This window comes from Pseudomonas sp. UBA5706 (assembly GCF_002419965.1).
In the GTDB taxonomy this organism is placed as follows: Bacteria; Pseudomonadota; Gammaproteobacteria; order Pseudomonadales; family Pseudomonadaceae; genus Aquipseudomonas.
In genome coordinates this window covers 147450-163771 of the sequence record NZ_DIHC01000001.1, presented here as the reverse complement: position 1 = coordinate 163771, position 16322 = coordinate 147450, and the positions used below count along the sequence as shown (strand labels likewise).

18 protein-coding genes are annotated in these 16322 nt (G+C 61.5%); 17 read left to right on the top strand and 1 reads right to left on the bottom strand.

The window, feature by feature from the left end; genetic code table 11:
- The first annotated feature begins 82 nt into the window (after positions 1 to 82).
- The 17 genes from B3I26_RS00730 to B3I26_RS00655 all read left to right on the top strand — a co-directional run bounded on the left by B3I26_RS00730 (position 83) and on the right by B3I26_RS00655 (position 14751).
- A complete protein-coding gene (locus B3I26_RS00730) occupies positions 83 to 769 on the top strand; it encodes a TetR/AcrR family transcriptional regulator (RefSeq protein WP_296254258.1) in 687 nt (228 codons plus the stop codon).
- A gap of 449 nt (positions 770 to 1218) precedes the next feature.
- The gene (locus B3I26_RS00725) at positions 1219 to 1947 is read left to right on the top strand and encodes a GntR family transcriptional regulator (protein ID WP_296254257.1); all 729 of its coding nucleotides are present in this window, start codon (positions 1219 to 1221) and stop codon (positions 1945 to 1947) included.
- The gene (locus B3I26_RS00720; protein WP_296254256.1) at positions 1944 to 2705 is read left to right on the top strand and encodes an ABC transporter ATP-binding protein; all 762 of its coding nucleotides are present in this window, start codon (positions 1944 to 1946) and stop codon (positions 2703 to 2705) included. The genes B3I26_RS00725 and B3I26_RS00720 overlap by 4 nt, the downstream gene beginning before the upstream one ends.
- A gap of 1 nt (position 2706) precedes the next feature.
- Positions 2707 to 3477, top strand: coding sequence for an ABC transporter permease (locus B3I26_RS00715; RefSeq protein ID WP_296254255.1), 771 nt, complete (start codon positions 2707 to 2709; stop codon positions 3475 to 3477).
- A gap of 19 nt (positions 3478 to 3496) precedes the next feature.
- Positions 3497 to 4480, top strand: a complete 984-nt coding sequence (locus B3I26_RS00710; protein WP_296254254.1) for an ABC transporter substrate-binding protein — start codon at positions 3497 to 3499, stop codon at positions 4478 to 4480.
- Positions 4481 to 4497: 17 nt separating this feature from the next.
- Positions 4498 to 5514 carry a zinc-binding dehydrogenase gene (locus tag B3I26_RS29075; RefSeq protein ID WP_296254253.1) on the top strand — a complete coding sequence of 339 codons (1017 nt, stop codon included), beginning with the start codon at positions 4498 to 4500 and terminating at the stop codon, positions 5512 to 5514.
- 86 nt (positions 5515 to 5600) lie between these two features.
- Positions 5601 to 6023, top strand: coding sequence for a PaaI family thioesterase (locus tag B3I26_RS00700; RefSeq protein ID WP_296254252.1), 423 nt, complete (start codon positions 5601 to 5603; stop codon positions 6021 to 6023).
- A gap of 2 nt (positions 6024 to 6025) precedes the next feature.
- On the top strand, positions 6026 to 6814 hold the full coding sequence (locus tag B3I26_RS00695; protein WP_296254251.1) for a VOC family protein: 789 nt from the start codon (positions 6026 to 6028) through the stop codon (positions 6812 to 6814).
- Positions 6811 to 8328 (top strand): class I adenylate-forming enzyme family protein, encoded by a 1518-nt coding sequence (locus B3I26_RS00690; protein WP_296254250.1) that lies wholly within the window; start codon positions 6811 to 6813, stop codon positions 8326 to 8328. The genes B3I26_RS00695 and B3I26_RS00690 overlap by 4 nt, the downstream gene beginning before the upstream one ends.
- Before the next feature lie 46 nt (positions 8329 to 8374).
- On the top strand, positions 8375 to 9436 hold the full coding sequence (locus tag B3I26_RS00685) for an ABC transporter substrate-binding protein (protein ID WP_296254249.1): 1062 nt from the start codon (positions 8375 to 8377) through the stop codon (positions 9434 to 9436).
- Positions 9433 to 10740, top strand: a complete 1308-nt coding sequence (locus B3I26_RS00680) for an acyl-CoA thioester hydrolase/BAAT C-terminal domain-containing protein (RefSeq protein WP_296254248.1) — start codon at positions 9433 to 9435, stop codon at positions 10738 to 10740. Before B3I26_RS00685 ends, B3I26_RS00680 begins: the two co-directional genes overlap by 4 nt.
- Positions 10737 to 11495, top strand: coding sequence for an ABC transporter ATP-binding protein (locus B3I26_RS00675; RefSeq protein WP_296254247.1), 759 nt, complete (start codon positions 10737 to 10739; stop codon positions 11493 to 11495). The genes B3I26_RS00680 and B3I26_RS00675 overlap by 4 nt, the downstream gene beginning before the upstream one ends.
- Positions 11488 to 12264 carry an ABC transporter permease gene (locus B3I26_RS00670; protein ID WP_296254246.1) on the top strand — a complete coding sequence of 259 codons (777 nt, stop codon included), beginning with the start codon at positions 11488 to 11490 and terminating at the stop codon, positions 12262 to 12264. The genes B3I26_RS00675 and B3I26_RS00670 overlap by 8 nt, the downstream gene beginning before the upstream one ends.
- Before the next feature lie 69 nt (positions 12265 to 12333).
- The gene (locus B3I26_RS28715) at positions 12334 to 12690 is read left to right on the top strand and encodes a gamma-glutamyltransferase (protein ID WP_409522014.1); all 357 of its coding nucleotides are present in this window, start codon (positions 12334 to 12336) and stop codon (positions 12688 to 12690) included.
- A gap of 427 nt (positions 12691 to 13117) precedes the next feature.
- Positions 13118 to 13360, top strand: coding sequence for a colicin E3/pyocin S6 family cytotoxin (locus tag B3I26_RS00665; protein WP_296254245.1), 243 nt, complete (start codon positions 13118 to 13120; stop codon positions 13358 to 13360).
- Positions 13357 to 13599: a pyocin S6 family toxin immunity protein gene (locus B3I26_RS00660; RefSeq protein ID WP_409522013.1), complete on the top strand. Its 243-nt coding sequence runs from the start codon at positions 13357 to 13359 to the stop codon at positions 13597 to 13599. Before B3I26_RS00665 ends, B3I26_RS00660 begins: the two co-directional genes overlap by 4 nt.
- 510 nt (positions 13600 to 14109) lie before the next feature.
- Positions 14110 to 14751 carry a gamma-glutamyltransferase gene (locus B3I26_RS00655; protein ID WP_409522012.1) on the top strand — a complete coding sequence of 214 codons (642 nt, stop codon included), beginning with the start codon at positions 14110 to 14112 and terminating at the stop codon, positions 14749 to 14751.
- Between the two features lie 92 nt (positions 14752 to 14843).
- On the opposite strand, the gene B3I26_RS00650 is transcribed toward B3I26_RS00655, so the two are convergent.
- Positions 14844 to 16250 (bottom strand): PLP-dependent aminotransferase family protein, encoded by a 1407-nt coding sequence (locus B3I26_RS00650; RefSeq protein ID WP_296254243.1) that lies wholly within the window; start codon positions 16248 to 16250, stop codon positions 14844 to 14846.
- Between the last annotated feature and the right edge of the window lie 72 nt (positions 16251 to 16322).

Genomic DNA, 16322 nt, shown 5'->3' with positions numbered 1-16322 from the left:
GCGCCGTGACTCCATGGGTATCAGGACGGTACACCTGTGATACTTTTCGCCACTCAAAGAGCATGATCAAGGCGGGCGAGTCATGGTGCAGACCAGTAAGAAACGCGAAGCCGGGCGGCCGCGGGAAACCCAAGGAGTCGGGAGGGAGGGGTTGATTGCCGCGACCCTCACGCTGTTGCAGTACACGCCACCGGAAACCGTAACCTTATTGCAGATTGCCACCTCGGTGGGTGTCGACCCGGCATTGGTGCGTTACTACTTCGGTAACAAGGACGGTCTGCTTCGCGCTGCGACACTGAGTTTAATGGACCGGGTTCAACAGGCTTCCGAGCAACACGTCGACGAGCCGTCGCTGGCGGCGATGCTGGGCAGTCGGGTGCGACTTATCATCGACACCGGTCGCCAGAACCCGCACTTTCTGACGCTGGTCATGCGCGAAATCTATGCGGCGGGCGAGCGCGGCGAACGTGATGAGCCCACGTGGGACATCCTTAACCTGACGGCCCGTCGTGGCGCCGCACTGAGTGAAGTCATGCTGCAGGCGCGGCCGGCGCAAGCACAGGCAATCGGCATGGATGCACGCTTTCTGCATGTTGCCTTGCTCGGCGCCTGTACGTTCTTCGCCACTGCGCAACCGCTGTTCAAGGCGCTGTTCGATCAGGAACATGACGAGGACGCGTTGGCTGCGCGTTACAGTGATTTCCTGACCGACCTGCTGCTTCGCGGCATGGGCGTGAACAGTCAGGTTGATGGTGCCGCGCGGATCTAACTGCCGCCACCTGCACTGAACGCTGCGGATCGCATTCTGTAGCAATCCGAGCTTCAATCGGACTCGTTACGCATCGGTTTGCAGACGGATCCTCAGAACGGCAGGCAGTTGACCCTGCGGTAGAGCACGCAGGAATGCAGCGTGCTATCGGGCAGCAAACAGCTGCCACGGCCTTCCCGGCGTACGACATGTTCAAGCACGCTCGCAATCTGGTTCATCACCTCGCGCATCGTGCATCGCATCTTTGCCGCAGGCTCTGTCGAGCGATTCAGGCACTTGGCCTGTTATCGCTAAATGAATTCTGAGCGGCCCACGTTATGCGCTGTTTGCATATGCATATCGGAAACAAATCGTTCGAAAACGTCTTCGTTTGCTCTAGCTTAGCGGCCTTCGGTAAGCGTCACAGAAAGCCTCTGTGAGCTGCCCACGACTTTCCAGTGAGGCCAGTCATGTCGTTGTCCCCTGCCGTATCGGGCGCCGTTTTTGACACTGCCAGCCAAGGCGACTCGGCGTATGCGCGCATTCGTCGGGACATCCTCTCGTGCCGTCTGATGCCGGGCGTGAACATCACCGAACCCGGACTGATGGCGCGCTATGAAATCGGCAAGAGCAGTTGCCGAATCGCTCTGACCCGGCTCTGCCACGAATACCTGGTGACGTCGCGCCCGCGCAAGGGATACCAGGTTGCCGCAATTACCGTTAAAGACGTGGAAGAGGTGTTCACCCTGCGTGTGCAACTGGAGCCTTTGGCTGCGCGGCTGGCGGTGGGGCGTGTCGATATCGAGCGTTTGAAAACGCTTGAAGCGGCATGCAGGGTCAAGCACCTGGTGCCGCTGCCAGATCAGATCGACGTGTTCATGGACGCCAACAAGGCGTTCCATCTTGAGATTGCGCAAGCCACCGGCAACGAGCGGCTGTTGCGCACCTTGTCCAGTTTAATGGATGAAATGAGCCGCCTCGTGGCCCTGGGGTTCAACGTCCAGGGTACGAAACCGGAGATCAAGCACGACCACAACGCCATGATCGCCGCGTTCGAGGAGGGTGACGCCAAGCGTGTCGAGTTGATTGCCCGTCGCCATATCGAAACGTTTCAGGCCATGACCCTGGAAAAGGTCTACGCCAGTCTCAGTGAAGCAGGGGCCTCGTTGCCCATGCTGGCGGCGAGGTTCTCGCGATGAATGCGGCGCTGCAGCTCACGCCTGATCAGGCTGCTATCAGCCTTACCAGCCTGGGCAAGCATTTTGACGCGCTTGAAGTGCTGCGCGATATCTCCCTGGAGGTGGCGCACGGCGAGATTGTCGCGCTGCTGGGCACTTCGGGCTGCGGCAAAAGTACGCTGCTCAATATCGTTTCCGGACTTCTGAAGGCGGATCGCGGCAGCTTCGCCATCAATGGCCAGCCCGCCGAGCGATTTCATGATTGGCAGCGCATTGCCTACATGTTTCAGGAAGACCGATTGCTGCCATGGCGCAGCGTGCAGGCCAACGTAGCGTTTGGACTCGAGGCGTCTTCGCTGGGCAAACCTGAGCGTGCCCAGCGCGTGGAGCAGATGCTGCAGCTGGTAGGCCTGGCCGATTTTGCCGATGCCTGGCCACACCAGCTTTCCGGTGGCATGCGCAGTCGCGTGGCGTTGGCTCGCAGCCTGGTGGTGCAGCCGCACATCCTGCTGATGGACGAGCCGTTTTCCAAGCTCGATCCGCACACCCGCAGCCAGATGCATGACCAGCTGCTGCGCTTGCAGGCGCTGAGGGCGATGACGGTGGTGTTCGTGACCCATGACGTCGAAGAGGCCGTGGTGCTGGCTGACCGGGTGATCGTGCTGGAGCCGCGTCCCGGACGCATCCGTGCGATCAAACCCTTGAGTCTGCCGCGGCCCCGCATTCCGACCGATCCGGCGGTCACCGAACACGTTCGCCAACTGCGTCTGGAGGTGTGAGATGCAGAACGCCAAACGCTACTCCAGCCTTGCGTTGCAGCGCTTGGCACTGGTCGCTGTGTTCGCGCTGCTGTGGTGGTACGCAGCGGGTAGGGTGCCTTCCTTTGTGTTGCCCGGCCCGCAAAAAGTCCTGACCGCGCTCAACGGCCTGCTGCGCAGTGACACGTTTATGCACGACGTGGGCGCCACCATGGAGCGGGTGTTTGGCGGGTTTGTGCTGGCAGTCGCGGTCGGCACGCCGTTGGGACTGGCGTTGGGTACCAGCCGGGTACTGGCGCGATTCTTCGAGCCGCTGCTGGCCGTGTTCAACACCGTTTCATCGGCGATATGGGCGATTTTCGCCATCATCTGGTTCGGCATTTCCGATGCCACCACCGTGTTCGTGGTGTTCATGACCGCCATGCCGCTGATCCTGACCAACGTCTGGCAAGGCGCGCAGACCGTGGAGCGGCAGTACGTCGAACTGGCGCGTTCGTTCCGAATGTCGCGCCTGCAGATCCTGCTGAAAATCTCGCTGCCGAGCATCCTGCCGTATTTCTTCTCTGGCGCCCGCCTGGCGTTTGGCTTCGGCTGGCGAGTGTCGCTGGTGGCCGAAACCCTGGGCGCGTCGGACGGTATCGGCTATCGCTTGCGCCAGGCCGCCGATCTGGTGCAGAGCGATCAGGTGTTCGCCTGGACGGTGCTGCTGGTGGCGCTGATGTTGTTGCTCGAAGCCGGTGTGCTCAAACCCCTCGAACGCTGGCTGTTCCGCTGGAAAACCTACAGTCGTTAACCCATAAGGTTCTGTCCCCATGCGTAAATTGATCGTTGTCGCTGCCTTGGCTGCGACCGCTGTGTTGTCCTTCGCCGCCCACGCGGCGGACAAGGTTCGAATCGGCTATTGGACCAGCGGCGTCAGCCTGGGCTATGGCTCGGTACTGGAAGCCGGGGATTTTCTCGCCAAGCGCGGGATCGAGGCCGAGTTCGTCCACTTTCCGGACGTTAACGCGCCCATCCGTGCTCTGGCCTCGGGTTCTATAGACCTGGCGTTTGGCGCACCGCTGGCCGGGGTATTCAGCTCGGCGGCTGAAGGCGTGCCAATCAGGATCTTCGCTGCCACTCAACCTGCCGATGTGCAGTTTGTGGTGCCGGCCGATTCGCCAATCAACTCGATCGAGGCACTCAAAGGCAAGAAGATCGGCATGTCGCCAGCCGGGTCCTCGGTGGCGGTGATCGCCAGCGCTGTGCTGGAGGGTAACCACGGCATCAAGGCCAATGACTTCTCTCTGATCGGCGGCAACGAAGCGCGCCTGGCCCAGTTTCTCGCGCAGAAGCAGGTGGACGGCGCGGCGCTGCGCTCGGTGACCCTCGCGCAACTGGGTGACGAACTCAAACTCAAGCGCCTGGGCAGTTTTGCGGAGCAATGGAAGATCCTGACCCATTCCGACGCGGTGCCTTACATCGGCGTAGGGGCGGTCAGCGCTCAACTGGTGGACGCCCATCCGCAGACCGTGGCGCGGGTGATTGCTGCACTGCGCGACACCCTGGCCTGGGGCGACGCTCACCCCGATGACGTGGTCGCGATCCTGAAGAAAAGCGCCAACCTCCCGGAAAACGACGCGCGCGCGTATGTCGCGCAGTGGAACGCCATGAACCGCCTGGCGTTCGAGCCACAGGACATCGACACCTTGCGCCGCGAGCACCAGGTGTTTGCCGCCGGCGGCCTGATCAAGGGCGAACTCAAGCCCGACCTGTTCGCCACAGAACCCTACGCCCAATCCAAGAACCTCAAGTAATCACGGAGACAACGACTGTGAGCAAAACAATGAAAGCCCTGGTACTCGACGAGCACGGCGACCTTGACCGGTTGCATGTCGTCACTGACAAGCCGGTCCCGGCAGTCAGCACCGGGCACGTGCTGATTCGCGTGGGCGCCTCATCCTTCAATTATCACGACGTGTTCACCGTCAAAGGCATGCCCGGCATCAAGGTACCGCTGCCCGTGGTGATCGGTCTGGACCTGGCCGGCACCATCAGCGACATCGGTGCAGGCGTCCAAGGTTGGCAAGTGGGGGATCGCGTGCTGATCAATCCGCTCAAGCCTGACGTCGGTTTGATGGGCGAGATGGTCGACGGCGGCATGGCCGAATACGCACTCGTCGACGCGCGCCAACTGATTCGCCTGCCAGCGGCGGTGAGCTTCGAGCAGGCAGCCGCCCTACCGGTCGCCTACGGGACTGCGCATCGGATGCTGATCACCCACAACACGGTCAAGCCCGGTGATCGCGTGCTGATCCTTGGCGCCAGCGGTGGAGTGGGCACTGCCAGCGTGATTCTTGCCAAGCTGCTGGGCGCAGAGGTGATCGCCTGTGCGGGCAGTGATGAAAAAGCTCAACGCCTCAAGGCCCTGGGTGCCGATCACGTCATCAATTACCGCGACACCGACTTTTCCAAATGGGCGATCGCTCAGTACGGCAAGCCTCAGCGGCGCAACCACGATGGCGGTGTCGATGTGGTGATCAACTTCACCGGCGGCGACACCTGGCTGCCGTCGCTCAAGTGCATCAAGCGCGGCGGCACCTTGCTCGTTTGCGGCGCTACGGCCGGTCACGATCCCAAGGAAGATTTGCGTTACGTCTGGAGCTTCGAGCTGAACATCAAAGGCTCCAACAGCTTTTATGAGGACAACCTGGTCGGCCTGCTTGACCTGATTGCCGAGGGCAAGATCGACCCGATCATTGACCGCGTGGTGCCGCTGGAGCAGGCCGCCGAAGGGCTGGCGCTGATCCGCGACCGCGAGGTGCTGGGCAAGGTGGTTGTCACCCCTTGATCGGCTGATCACTCCTCAACGACCTGCGACGGCAGCCCCCAATTCGCTGCCGCGCAGGACCTCATTGCTACCAGGGATCCACACTCATGACCGACACCACACTGCCAACCTCCAGCGACATTCAGGCCCGTTTGCTTAAGGGCCCGTACCATCAATGGCTCGGCCTGCGCGTACTTGAAGTAAGCGAGGGCGCCATCGAACTCAGCGCCGCCTGGCGTGAAGAATGGGTGGTCAATGTCGAAGGCGGTTATACCCACGGCGGTATTCTCGCGGCACTGGTGGACCTGACGGCCGACTGGGCCCTGGTCTCTAGGACCGGCAAGGGCGTGCCGACGATCGACCTGCGCGTGGACTATCATCGCCCGGCAAAAGGTGATCTGCGCGCCAGCGGCAAGGTGATCAAGTTCGGCAAGCAATTCTCGGTCGCCGAAGCCCAGGTGTTCGACACCGACGGCAATCTGGTCGCCAGCGGCCGTGGCGTGTACGCAACGCCTGTCGCAAAGGCCTGACCATGAGCGCCGCACTGGACCATCTGGTCATCAACACGCGCTTCGACACGGACGCCGCTGCGGCGCTGTTCAGTCAGTTGGGCTTCACCCTGACGCAGCGTGGGTATCATTCCCTGGGCTCGATCAACCACTTGATGATGTTTGCCGAGGGCTATCTGGAATTGATCGGCCTGCCCCTTGGCACCGACACGCTGCGCCAGGAAGTGCTTGAAAGCCCGCAGGGGATCGACGGCCTGGTGATCGCCACCCAGGACCCGAAAGCCACCTATGCGCAGTTGGTGCGCCAAGGCTTTCTCGTGCAGCCGGTGCAGTATTTTTCACGACCGGTGGAGATTGACGGCGCATCCCGTGACGCACGTTTCGGCACGGTGCGCCTGGCACCCGAGCAGTTCGCCGCCGGCCGCGTTTACTTCTGTCATCACCAAACCCCCGAGCTGGTCTGGCGGCCCGAATGGTTGGGCCATGCCAATGGCGTCACCGCCGTCGCCGGGCTGACGGTGCTCAGCGAGAACCCCGATCAGACCCGCCAGCAATACGTAAGGCTGGGCGCCTTCGATGAGCGCTTCGTGCTGGACATTGTCGACGTGCAGGCGCTCGCCCAACGCTTCGGTGAGCTGTCCAATCAGGTGACGCAACGCCCCGAACGCTTTGCCGCGATCACCTTGCGCGGTGCCGATCTGGCGGTCCTGGCGCAGCGTGCGGCGCGCTTGAATCTGGCGCATCAGGTACAAAGCGCGCGAGTGGTGGTGGCCATTCCCGCATTCGAAACGCTGCTTGAGTTCATCCCATGACCCACGCTATTCGCAATCTGGGCGACGTCATCGGCGCCCACAGTCCGGGCGACCACCTGGCGTTCATCGGCCTGGATGCCCAGCTGCGGGAATCGCTTTACCGCTTCGATCAACTGGATGCGCTGGCCAATGCCGTCGCCCGAGGATTGCGTGCCCGCGGTTACGCTCAAGGACAGCGGATCGCCCTGCTGGCCGCCAATTCGGTGGAGTTCATCGCCGTGGTGCTCGGCATCATGCGCGCGGGTTTGGTGGCAGTGCCGGTCAACCATCGTTTTCCCAAGGCGTTGATCCAATACGTGGTCGCCGACAGCGGGGCGCGGCTGTTGTTTTGCGACCAGGCGCATGCCTCGCTGGCGCCTGCCGATGTGCCGCAAGTGTCATTGGCGCGCAGCGATGCAGGATTGGACCGATTCATCGATCCTGGCGCGTTCGCTTCGTTCCAGCCGCAGGCCGATGAGCCGGCGATGATCCTCTACACCTCCGGTTCCACCGGTAAACCCAAGGGCGTGGTGCTGAGCCACGCAGCCCATTTATGGGTGGTGCGCACGCGCATGCAGGCGACGCCGCTGGCACAGGAACGCGCGTTGATCGCAGCGCCGCTTTACCACATGAATGCCTTGGCACTGGCGCTGTTGACCCTGGCCAGCGGCGCCACCGCGGTGCTGTTGCCGCAGTTCACCGCCAGTGGCTATATCGATGCGATCGAGCGATACCGCTGCACCTGGCTGACCGCGGTGCCGCCGATGATCGCCATGATGCTGCGTGAACCCGCACGGCTGGCGCACGCCGATCTGAGTTCGGTTCGTGTTGTCCGCATGGGCTCGGCCCCCGTGAGCGCGAGCCTTCTGGCGCAGATTCATCAACTGCTGCCCAACGCCCGTGTCATCAATGCCTACGGCACGACCGAGGGCGGCCCCGTGGTCTTCGGCCCGCACCCGCAGGGCTTGGCGAACCCGCCGCTGTCGGTGGGTTACGCGCACCCTCAAGTGCGACTGCGCCTGCGCGATGAAAGCGGCAACCTCAGCGAGGAAGGTGTCCTGGAACTTAACAGCCTGGGGCTGATGTCCGGCTACCACAACCGTGCGGACTTGCGCACCCCGTTTACCGACGACGGCTTTTACATCACCGGTGACGTGTTTCGCCGCGACAGCAATGGTTTCTACACCTTTGTCGGTCGTCGCGATGACATGTTCGTCAGTGGTGGCGAGAACATTTACCCCGGCGAAATCGAAAAGCTGCTGGAGCGCCATCCCGCCGTGCAGCAGGCCTGCGCAGTGCCCGTCGCCGATGACATTAAAGGCTTCAAGCCCATGGCGTTCGTGGTGTTGCGCAAAGGCGCCGAGGCCAGCGAAGCACAGATAAAGGCCTTCACCCTTGAACACGCTGCGGCGTATCAGCACCCACGGCGGGTCTGGTTCGTCGATGCGCTGCCACTGGCGACTACCCACAAGATCGACCGGCAGGCCCTGCTGTTGGAGGCCGGCCAGCGGCTGCAGGCCACTGCGGCGCAATAGACCAATTTGTCCATCCCGATCACTCATTAAGGCCAAGGAACTCACGATGCGCTTCACCTATCTGCTGCCGCTCACACTGGCATACGCTGCCTCTGCCCACGCCTTGGATGAGGTGACCGTCGCGCTGGCGATTCCGCCCGCCGTGCACGATGGCGCGCCCTACGCGGCAGCCCAAGAGCTGGGGCTGTTCAAGGAGCAGGGGCTTGCAGTCAATGTAGTGGTCTTTCAAGGCGCCGGTGCCTTGCTGCCACAGGTCGCCAGCAAGCGTGTGACATTCGGCTTCCCTGTAGCAGAGCCGATCATCTCCAGTTACTTCAATGGCAAGAACCCTCTGCCGGTGCGCTATTTCTACAACGGTGTGCCCAGCCAGACCCTGGAGTACGCCGTGCTGGCAGACTCACCGATCAAGACCCTGGCCGACCTGAAAGGCAAGAAGATCGGGGTCGGCGCGCTGACATGGGGAACGCTGCCCAACAGCCGAGCCGCGCTCAAGGTTGCGGGGCTCACGCCTGGGGAGAATGTCGAATTCGTTGCGGTCGGCGCGCTGGGTGCCGGCTTTCAGGCCCTGCGCAGCCAGCAGGTGGACGCGTTGAACTTCAACAACAGTTGGGACGATATGCTGGAAATGTCAGGCACCGCGATACGGCGCATCGCCTATCCGCCGGTATTCCAGGAAAACCCCGGCAATGGCTTTATCGCCCATGAGGACACGTTCAAGGACAACCCTGACTTGATCCGCCGTTTCGGTCGGGCCTACACCGAAGCGCAATTGGTGTGCGAAGTGAACCCGCGCTTCTGTGTCCAAGCCTTCTGGCGTCAGCATCCTGAAAGCAAGCCCGCCGATGGTCAGGGCAAAGCGCTGGAAGAGGCCCAGACGCTGCTGAGCAGGCGCCTGCAACGGACGTTGTATCGAACCGACGGTAGCCCGCGCAAGCCGGGCGAATACGATCTGCAGGTAATCCGCCAAGCCATCGCCGCCATGGCCGAGACGGGGGAATTTCCCACCGCGCAGGTGCCGGTAGAGCGTATTTTTTCCAATGAGTTCGTGGCGGCGTTCAGCGATTTCGACAAGTCGGCCCTGCGCCAGCGCGCGGAGGCTGCCCAATGACGATACAGCTGGTCATCGACGTGACCGACGCGCTCATCGATCACCCTCGACGCATCACGGCAACCGGATTGGCCGCCGGGGTCGCGACACTCACCACGACACTGGCTCATCCCGACGGCAGTCGCTGGCGCAGCCAGGCGAACTTTCTCGTCGCAGCGCACGGGGTGCTCGACGTTGATAGCCAGACGCCCATAACCGGAGACTGGAGCGAAGCTGAACCGATGGCCTGTGTGTGGGCCTTACGGCAGTTGGACGCACCGACGGCGCCAACGCTGAGTGAGGGGGTCGATCCGTTAACGATTGAGGTACGGATTAAAGACGCCGCGGGTGCGTGTGCCTCTGCTGCGTTCATTCAGCGCTTTCAGGGGCCTGGCGTGATCCGCCGCGAGGTCCGTGACGAGGGCTTGTCCGGCACGCTATTCGTGCCTGCCAGCGCTGGACCGCACCCGGTGGTCATCGTGCTTAACGGCTCGGGCGGTGGCACGCCGGAACAGCGGGCGGCGCTGTATGCGGCGCACGGCTACGTCGGGTTTGCGCTGGCCTATTTCAAGGCGTCGGGACGGCCGGATTACATCTCGGACACCCCTTTGGAATACTTCGAGTCGGCATTGGAGTGGGTCCGCCGTACGCTGGTGCCCAAACATGAGTTTATTGCCGTCGCCGGGCTCTCTCGTGGCGGCGAACTGGCGCTTTTGCTGGGGGCGACGTTTCCCGAGCGCGTATCGGCGGTCATCGGCTACGTCCCTAGTGCGGTGGTCCATGGCACGTTGCGCGCAGGCCGCCCGGAGCAGGCGCGCGATGCGGATGCCTGGACCTGGCGCGGACAGCCGCTGCGCAATGTCTGGCGCGACAACCCTTGTGCCGACTGGCGCGCCTTCGACCAGCCGCCTGCGCCCGGTGCGCCGATTCGCCAGGCCCCAGCCTTCAGTGCTGTTGAACAGGCGCCAGACTTTGTCGCTGCAGCGCGCATTCCGGTGGAGCGTATTGCCGGGCCGGTCCTGTTGATCTCAGGCACCGATGACGGATTCTGGCCCTCGACCGAGTACAGCACGCGCATCGCTGACCAGTTGCAAGCTGCTGAGCACCCATGGCCGGTTAAGCACCTACGTCACGAAGGAGCGGGGCACGCGATCGGTTTCCCTTACGTGCCGACCACGGTCATCGCCAAGCTGCACCCGGTCGCCGGCGTGGTTATCAGCGGCGGCGGCAGTGCGCAGGCCAACGCAAAAGCCAATCGCCTGAGCTGGGCGGGGGGACTGGACTTTCTTGCCGCCGCACTGGATGCCAAGGGACGTGATTCATGAGTGCCGCATTGGCATTGCGTGGGGTTGGCCTGACCTACACCACCCGCCGCGGCGAGATCGAGGCGTTGGCAGACATCGACCTGAGTATTGCGCCCGGTGAGTTCGTGGCGCTGTTGGGACCATCAGGCTGTGGCAAGTCCACTGTGCTCAAGTTGGCCGCAGGCTTGCTGGCGGCGTCTCGCGGGCGTATCCAGTTGGCCGGGGAGGCCGTCGCTGGTCCCAGCCGACACACCGGCGTGGTGTTTCAGAAACCCAATCTGCTGCCGTGGAAAACCGTGCTGGACAACGTGTTGCTGCCAGCACGTACCTTGGGCCTCGCCAGGCAGCCTGCGGTGCAGCGGGCGACGCAGTTGCTCGAACTGGTGGGCCTTGCGGCGTTCGCCAACGACTACCCATTCGAGCTGTCGGGTGGCATGCAGCAGCGCGTCGGGATTGCCCGCATGCTGTTGCACGACCCGGATCTGCTGTTGATGGACGAGCCCTTCGCTGCGCTCGATGCGCTGTCCCGGGAATCCCTGACGCTGGAACTGCAACGCATCTGGAGCCAGCAGCGCAAGTCGGTGTTGTTCATCACCCACAGTATTCAGGAGGCGGTGTTCCTCGCCGACCGGGTATTGGTGATGTCCCCGCGCCCGGGGCGGATCATCGACGAACTGCTCGTTGCGTTGCCTCGGCCGCGTACCCTGGACACATTGGCCGACAGTCAATTCACGGCACTTTGCCAACACCTGCGCAGGCATTTCACCCATGAGTAGAGCTCCCTCACTGTTGTATCCGCTTGTCAGCCTGGCGGTGCTGATCGGGGTCTGGGCAGTGGCGGTCAGTGCGTTCGCCATACCGGACTATGTGCTGCCGCCGCCATCGGCGGTGTACGAGGCGCTGGCCGCAGGCTTTGCCAACGGCAGCCTGTGGCCGCATATCGGCGCGACGGTGGGCGAGATGCTCAGCGGTTATGTCATCGGTTGCCTGTTGGCGATCTCGCTGGGTGCATTGCTGGCCGAATCACGGACGTTCGAACACTTCGTTTACCCGCTGCTCATCGGCCTGCAAGCGACGCCCAAGGTGGCCCTCGGCCCGATCATTCTGGTCTGGTTCGGTTTCGGCCTGGCTTCGAAGATCGTCCTCGTCGCCCTGGTCTGCTTCTTTCCATTGTTCGTCAATACAGTCAACGGCATACGCCGGACCGACCCCGAGTTGCTGGATGCCTGCCGTGCATTTTCAGCGTCGCGCCTGTATTTGCTCGTTCACGTAAAGCTACCCGCGGCGGCGGGCGAAATCTTCGCCGGTTTGCAGATAGGCGTTTCATTGGCGCTGATCGGCGCGGTGGTCGGCGAGTTCCTGTCGGCGCAGCGAGGCTTGGGTTACATGATCGCTTCAAGCTCGGTGAGCATGAGCTTGTCCAGCATGTTCGCTGGGGTCGTCTTGCTGGCGTTGATCGGCCTGTGCGGCGCGCAATCGGTGCGCTGGCTGCAGCGGCGGGTGATCTTCTGGGAGCCCGGCGCGGCTCGACCATCCAAGCGGTAACGGCGAAATTCATGTCGTTCAATTGGCAAATCCCTACCCCCCACGCGCATTCCGTTGTTTGCGCGCAACGTGGTTTCAACCTCCCACCCAATCGCAGCCCCGGCCGGGGTACGCATCCTGCTGGCGGGTGGCACTGCGATCGCGGCCGCCGCGACGCTCGTGGTCGAGCCCGTGTCGTGCGGGCTGGGCAGCAATGCCTTCGCAATGGTCTGGGACGGTCGGCAGCGGCACGGGCTCAATGCCTCGAGACACGCGCCAAGCGCCTGGGATCTTGAGCACTTTCGTAAACGCTACGGCGAAGACGGTCGTGGTCACGCGGTGCGCCCGGTGCGTGGCTGGGACGCTGTGACCATCCCCGGTGCGGTGCGGTGCGGTGCGGTGCGGTGCGGGCCGCGTTGCATCAGCGTTTCGGTAAGTAGGGGATAACTCAAGGAAGTGAAAATAGCATGAATGCCACGGAACACTTGGGTTTTAGGCTGCTTTGGAAGGTCACTGACCAGTCAAAAAAACCTTCAGCATCGTGGACTGGCAGAACGTGCCAGTCATCAAGGCGGAGCCTCGCGGCGAACAATTGGTCGGATCTTGGCGACGGTATAGAAATCATTTGGACACCGGCCGCTGATCCCAATGGGATCCTGGGCATTCCGGCGCTGGAGGGTGTGACGCTCAAGCCTGCGGTTTGGGTGTACCCACCTGGCCCTAAAACAGAGCAGATCCTGATAATCCTGCGTATCCGCCGGATTACCAGGACGCGATTATTTGGTTTCCAAGCCAACCCCAAATTGCGCCGATTTACCTGTCTATCAATATCAGAGGTGGTGGCGATCATAGTTATCACTCACCACCAATAGGTTTGTCGGCTTTCCCTGATGCCTTTCCTGTTAAGTCCAAAAGCAGTGTTCAGGGCGGCGGAGGTAAACGTAGCCGCTGGAAAGATAAAAAAGGTCGGATATACGAGTGGGATAGCCAGCACGGCGCGGTTGAAATATACGATTCTCATGGAAAACACCTTGGTAAGTTCAACCCAGAACTGGCGAACAAACCAAAAGAGCAAAGCCCGGCAGAACCACACCAAAATAGAATTGGAGATGAATAATATTTTTATGGATTAGTGGTTTTTTAAAAGACGATGATGAAGATGACTCGTTGAAATACGACCTCAATGTTAAGCCTGAGTATGAAACTGCTGTAATTGGGATTCTTGGTTGGAAAAGTTTGGAAGATAGCCCAGACGGGGAATGGTTACTAACCGACGAGCAAGCGCAAGAGATAGCTGTTGCAATAAATGAGCAATTTCCGATGGATCTAGATCTTTTTATCGGTGTACGGGCATAGCTTGGACGAATGCTGAAACTCTCATTGGTAGTGCAGATGGGGCAGATGGGGCAGATGCAGGATAAGGAGAGCGCACCAAAACTGATGAATGTCGGAAACGGCATTGGCTTGTCATCAGGATCGCCTCTTTTGATGATTCGCGGCTTGTCATTCTTCATCTGCTTGCATCTCGTTTCAGTGGGTTAGTTAAAAAACCTTACGCGCTTTGCTTGTACCCCCCGTGTTTCACCAAGGCGGAAAAACGCGCCCTGGTGAAACACGGGGCAGAGAAAAAGCAATCGAACGGAGAGGGGTCAAGGGGTCGTGGGATGCCGCAGACGGTAACGGGCGAGGATATGCCGCGAAAGCCCTATGATGCCTCGCGGCGAGCAGTCCCGAAGGGCCGTTGGAGACGCTCTTGATTTGGCTGTTTTTGAGGTGTTTTCGAGGCTGGATTTGCGGCGGAAAATGGGCTCGAAAACGGGCCGATTTCCTTTACTTGATACGTGACGCCGGAGCAAATGCTCGAACCTGCTTATCTGGCCAGCCGAGCAACGGCTGATCGACCCCGCTAACGCCCGCCATCCTGAGTTCGGCATGCCCCGATCCGGCGGCACGGTTTACCTCACCGCTGCCGATGAGAGCGGCATGCTGGTCTCGTTCATCCAGTCCAATTACATGGGCTGCGGCTCCGGGATCGTAGTGCCCGGCTATGGCATCAGCCTGCAGAATCGAGGCGCGGGCTTCTCCAGTGATCCCGCCTCGGCCAACGTTGTCGCCCCTGGTAAGAAGCCATTCCATACCATCATTCCTGCGTTCCTGACCAAAGACGGCGTTGCGCAAATGAGCTTTGGGGTCATGGGCGGCGCTATGCAGCCTCAGGGGCACGTGAAAACGTTGGTGCGGATGCTCGATTATCAGCAGCAGCCCCAGGCAGCGTGCGATGCGCCGCGATGGAAGGTGAACCAGGATTTTTCGGTGGATCTCGAATCGATCATGAATGCCGATGCAGTAGAAGGGCTGGGCGCTAACGGACATCGCCTTAAATCCGTGGAAGACCCCTACATGGATTTCGGTTCCGGTCAGTTCATCTGCCGGCTGTCCGACGATGCTGATCATGGCTACGTAGCGGCCCGCGACAGTCGCAGGGATGGTCACGCGGCCGGTTTTTAACGCGTTATCGTGTACCGGTGTCGCGAGGAGCGTGCGACACGCATGACCCCGGCTTCGGCACTGCTCTGGTCCGCCTGCAGCTCCTTATTGAGCTATAGGAGCTGAGCCAATTGAAGTGCCACGGTCGACGCCTGTCCGGCACTGGCGATATTCGTGAACCCGAGAACCAGGCCCTGTCTCGGATTGGCTTGCACGTACCACGTTGACAGCGGTTCGACGGCAATGCCAACCGCCCTGGCACGCCTGGCGAACTCGACGTCATCACCTTCGCCAAGCGCCGCCACCAGATGCATGCCGCCTGCTTGAAGATCGATGTGCAGGCGGTCGCCAAGGCGTTGGTGCAATGCATCGATCAGCCACTGACGACGTTGCGCGTACAGGCTTCGCATTTTCTTTAAATGCCGAGCGAAGTGACCCTCGTCAAGAAAGGTGGCGATGGTCGCCTGAAGCAGGTGTGGGCAGTGATTATGCAGCCGATCCGCTTGACGGGCGAATGTCTGGCTCTGTTCGGCGGGCACCACCAGATAGGCCAGGCGCAAGCCCGGGAACAGTACCTTGCTGAAAGTCCCGGCATACAGCACGCGGCCTTGCTGATCAAGGCTCTTGAGGGCGGGCAACGGCTTGCCCTGGTAGCGGTACTCACTGTCGTAGTCGTCCTCAATGATCCAGCTGCCCTGGCGGTTGGCCCAGTCCAGCAGCGCCAACCTGCGCGGCAGCGACAGCGATACGCCCAGCGGGCTCTGATGGGTCGGCGTGACCACGGCAAAACTAGCCTGCGGGGCGCGGGCGATGCCTTGTTCGACGTCCAGCCCCTGATCATCCACGGGCACCGGTATCAACTGTGCGCCCGCTTCCATCAGGGCGTTTCGGGCCATGAAAAAACCAGGCTCTTCCAGCCAGCATGTGTCGCCTCGGCGCATCAAGGTATGGCTAATCAGATCAAGGCAAGCGCGATAGCCGGCGCACACGAAAACCTGATCCGGATGGCAACTGATCCCCCTTGAAATCCCCAGGTAGGCCGCGATGGCCGTGCGCAAGGGGGCATAGCCTCGCGAGTCCGGGTAAATGAGCCCTTCGACGCCAGCCTGCCGCAGTTCCCGGCCCGCCAAACGTGTCCAGAGTTTGCGCGGAAAGGCGTCGAGCGCGGGAAGACCGATCTGCAATGCCAGCGGCGGCGTCCCGCAATGGCAAGCGTGGTACATCGTTGAGGCAATGGGAGCGCGGAGCTGGGGCAGGGGCGTGCAATCGGACAGCAGTTGCGCTGTGACAAACGTGCCGGCTGCCCCGCGAGCGATCAGGTAGCCCTCGCCAATCAGTAACTGATAGGCCGCATCGACAGTGCCGCGCGCCAGGTTCAGCTCTGCGGCTAATGCGCGAACTGCAGGCACCCGAGCGCCGGGACGCAGGCGGCCTTGCGCGATGGCGTCACGAAACCTCTGATAGAGCTGGCGATAGATCGGCGCTGGCAGCTCGCGCTCCAACTTGAAGGGAACAATCATGGCCTGGTCATTTGTCGGTTTTTTGGCCCTACAGCTTAGGCCATCACGGCTTTAAAGTGCGCCCTACCGTTA